This is a genomic window from Alcanivorax sp. HI0083 (assembly GCF_001635175.1).
In genome coordinates this window covers 1-1,185 of sequence record NZ_LWFX01001166.1, presented here as the reverse complement: position 1 = coordinate 1,185, position 1,185 = coordinate 1, and the positions used below count along the sequence as shown (strand labels likewise).

1 protein-coding gene is annotated in these 1,185 nt (G+C 53.2%); it reads left to right on the top strand.

Going from position 1 to position 1,185, the window contains the following annotated elements; genetic code table 11:
• On the top strand, window positions 1–1,185 hold a 1,185-nt coding region (gene pilB / locus A3754_RS16650), incomplete at both ends, for a type IV-A pilus assembly ATPase PilB (protein ID WP_063520598.1).

The window sequence follows — 1,185 nt, the reverse complement described above, 5'->3', positions numbered from 1 at the left end:
GATGATGGTCTCGACGACCTCAACGTCAGCGCAGCTGAAGAATCCACCGATGAAACCAAGTCCGGAGCTGATGACGCTCCCATTGTACGCTTCGTCAACAAGCTGTTGCTGGATGCCATTAAAGGTGGCGCCTCCGATTTGCACTTTGAACCTTATGAGAAATCCTATCGGGTACGCTTTCGTCAAGACGGCATCCTGCAAACGGTCTCCACCCCCCCCATCAACATTGCCAGCAAGCTTTCTGCTCGTCTGAAGGTCATGTCGCGAATGGATATCTCCGAACGCCGAGTGCCGCAGGACGGCCGCATGAAGCTGAAGATATCCAAAACCCGCTCCATTGATTTCCGGGTAAACACTTGCCCCACCCTGTTCGGGGAGAAGATTGTACTGCGGATTCTTGACCCGGAATCCGCAAAAATGGGGATTGAAGCGCTGGGCTATGAAGACAACCAGAAACAGATGTATCTGGACGCCCTGCACAAACCCCAAGGCATGATACTTGTCACGGGGCCTACCGGTTCCGGGAAGACCGTCTCGCTCTATACCGGGGTGAATATCCTGAACACCCCAGAGCGCAATATTTCTACGGCGGAAGACCCGGTAGAAATCAACCTGGAAGGCGTTAACCAGGTGAACGTCAACCCCAAACAGGGGATGGAGTTCTCCTCTGCCCTTCGCGCTTTCCTGCGCCAGGATCCAGATGTAATTCTGGTAGGTGAGATCCGGGATCTGGAAACAGCGAATATTGCCGTCAAAGCGGCGCAAACCGGGCACTTGGTGCTTTCCACCCTGCATACCAACAGTGCACCGGAAACCCTGACACGCCTACGCAATATGGGGGTACCCTCGTTCAATATTGCCACATCGGTCATTCTGATTATTGCCCAGCGGCTCGCACGGCGACTTTGTGAGCACTGCAAAACAGCTGTGGAAATACCGAAACAATCTCTGCTTGAGATAGGTTTCACGGAAGACGACATCACAACCGGGTTTACTGTTTACGGGCCGCAAGGCTGTGAAAAATGCAAAAACGGGTACAAGGGGCGCGTGGGGGTCTATGAGGTGGTCAAAATCACCGATGGCATTGCCCGCATCATTATGGAAGAAGGGAACTCCATTGAAATTGCCGACCAGTGCCGAAAAGAAGGCTTCAACGACCTTCACCGTTCCGGCTTGATGAAGGCA